The sequence below is a fragment of the Xenorhabdus aichiensis genome (genome assembly GCF_028598775.1).
GTDB classification, from domain to species: domain Bacteria; phylum Pseudomonadota; class Gammaproteobacteria; order Enterobacterales; family Enterobacteriaceae; genus Xenorhabdus; species Xenorhabdus bovienii.
Window position 1 is genome coordinate 1 of record NZ_JAQRFO010000097.1, and the last position, 2,865, is coordinate 2,865.

Here is a 2,865-nt window from a genome sequence, read left to right on the forward strand (position 1 = left end):
GTAGATACGATCTTTCCTGTTTGGGCATCAAGGCAACCGGCAAAATAATATTTTTGATTTTGACCGGGGGTCACAATCCGTTTTTGTTGGCCTTTAAAGTACCAGCCAGCGCCAATTTTAGGATTAAAATCAATATCAACTTCATCTTCATAAACAACAGGATGTTTTTCGCAAGCCTGAGAAAGTGCTTCAGTAATACGCGCCATTTTTTCGTCATATTCGGGATCAGGTTGTTTTAATGTGGGGGCCACTCGTCGCCAGACAATGCCTTGTTTGCAGAAGTAACGGTAAAGTGTGCTGATGGAAAGAGTAATATGCATATATTTTCTGAGTAAAAACACAAAAAACGACAGACTCCAGCGAGAACCGATATAGCCAAATTGCTGGGGAGCGTGCTCTAAAAAATAAGAGAGAAGAGGCAGATAACGTGCTAAATGCCACTGAATATGACGCCCGGCAGGTAAGCGCTGTAAGCCCATCCAACCTTGTTCTCTAAACTTTTTCAGCCAACGCCAAACGGAAGATTCAGCGCAACAAAGTATCGCCGCCACTTGGAGGACAGAATGTGTTTTACACAGTAGAAGTATCCCCATGATCCGCCGTGCATAATTTTTATCAGATGTTTTTTGAACGACTTTTTTCATCTGCCGACGTTCATTTCGTGAAGTGGGTGGTATGATAAGCATGACTCGATCCTTTTTTCTGTGATTTTGCGTTTTGGGAACAAAAATTTCGCAAATTTAGGATCGAGTTTCTTTGATACTCCTACCATTTTGACAAGCTATTTAGTGTATCACTCACTATATTGATGATTGTCTCATTTTTGCTCACATTATTTTCTATTTTGGAAAAAAAACCAAATAAAAAACAGATGAGCATTCAATCAAAAAACAGAAATGATTATAAAGAATAGTTTAAATTAAGTGCTGTTTTTGTCGTTATTCTCTCGCTGTTCTCAGTTATTTTCATATCATTATTCCTCATTATCTTTTTTCATTTTTTTCTGCATTACGTCATTGTGTTTTTTCATAAATAAGTGAGGCATAGTTAGTTGAACCGAAAAACCGGACGGTCTAGATCACCCCAATCCGCCGCGGTGGCAGGACAAAATAGTCATCAAGGTTAAGGGGTTAACTGGATCGGCCTACAGGCCGCGCTTTCCCGTTGGTCAAAACCTGAGAGTGACAATCACGTTGTAAACTGAACGCGGTCCGTCACGCCGGATTTAAACCAATAAGTTACCAACCAGTTGGAAACTAACCTTTAGGGCTCGTACCTATTGCAGGGTGTTGGGCCACCCGGCGAAATAAAAACGGTTCAACGTTTCTCAAGCCGGGCCTGAACTTATCAGGGTGGGATAATGGGGATTATCCCACCCTGACTGTGCTAGACTGAGGATCGGCACGAGACGTGCGTCCCGGAGGGGGTGAGAGTTACCGTCGTGATCATCACTAAGAGGGCTCTTTATTGATAACAGCCGAATATCGTTACTGCAGTGATGAGTTGCAGGCGGTTTTAATGAATGATGCGTCTACGTGAAATCTGCGACGTTTTGTGGGGCACAGTGCCCGACTTTTCACGTAGCGCGACCAACAGACAGAGAGGTTTTTTATGGCAGGCGGACTGGCGCGGGTGGGTCGCGATGCGGCCCTGATCCCCGATAACCCGGATCTGAATGAGGAAATCCTCAGGAATCTGAATGCGTTTATCAAGGACAAAGAGGCGTTTGCGGACAACACCTGGCTACAGTTGACCAAGGTCTTGCGCCAATGGGGCCGCTGGTGTGTGGCCAAGGGGCGCCCTTATCTGCCGGTGGACCCGGACTCCCTGCGGGATTACCTGCTGGAGCTGCATGACAACGGGCGGGCCCCGGCCACGATCAGTAACAGTGTGGCGATGCTGAATTTGTTGCACCGCCAGGCCGGCTTAATCCCGGCGGGTCACAGCCAGACCGTGAAACGGGCGCTGAAAAAAATTCACCGCACCGCCCTCCTGCAGGGCGAAACCGTGGGGCAGGCCATCCCCTTTCGGATTGCCGATCTGGATCAGATGGATACCGCCTGGAAAACCTCAGGCCGGCTGAAAGAGCTCCGCAATCTGGCCTTCCTGTTTGTGGCCTACAATACCCTGCTGCGGCTGTCCAATATTGCCCGGCTGAAAGTCAGGGATGTGGTGCTTAACCGGGATGGCAGTGTGCTGCTGAACGTGGGTTACACCAAAACTATTGTGGACGGGCACGGCCTCACCAAAGCCCTGAGTCCCCGGGCCTCCGCCCGTCTGTTACAGTGGCTCCACGTGTCCGGTTTGCTGGACCATCCCGACGCTTACCTGTTCTGCCCGGTGAACCGCTGGAATCACGCGCGCGTCGGGACGGACGCGCCCTTATCGGGCTGGCATGTCGAACGGATTTTTGCGGAGGCGTGGGGGCAGGTGCACGGGGATACCCGGATGAAAGGCAATAAAGGGCGGTACACCACCTGGACCGGCCACAGTGCGCGGGTGGGGGCGGCGCAGGACATGACAGAATCGGGTTATTCGCTGGCGCAGATCATGCACGAGGGCACCTGGAAAAAACCGGAGACGGTCCTGGGCTATATCCGCCATCTTGAGGCGAAAAAGAGCGTGATGATGGATCTCGTGGGCTGAACAGGGTGAAGGCCGGCCGGGCCGGTCATTCTGGCCCGAGTGGCAGATAGGAGGCGGAGGGAGTTAAATTAACTTTCTCAATAAAAACACGGAATGACCATAAATCATGCGATAAAGTAACGGTTTTTTCGAGAACGGACAATCTCCGGTCTCTCTTTGGGCGTCGCCGTATACGCTTGATACTCGGGTGCCCGTCCTTGTTCTTGTCGTGGGGGGATG

General features: G+C 49.9%; 2 protein-coding genes. One reads left to right on the forward strand and one right to left on the reverse strand.

The features are described 5' to 3' along the window. The coding region (locus tag PSI22_RS20930) for an IS630 family transposase (protein WP_273581413.1) at positions 1–686 on the reverse strand (686 nt) is incomplete at its 3' end. Between the two features lie 925 nt (positions 687–1,611). Here PSI22_RS20930 and PSI22_RS20935 point away from each other — a divergent pair. Continuing rightward, positions 1,612–2,646 carry a tyrosine-type recombinase/integrase gene (locus PSI22_RS20935; RefSeq protein WP_187651632.1) on the forward strand — a complete coding sequence of 345 codons (1,035 nt, stop codon included), beginning with the start codon at positions 1,612–1,614 and terminating at the stop codon, positions 2,644–2,646. The last annotated feature ends 219 nt before the right edge of the window (positions 2,647–2,865 follow it).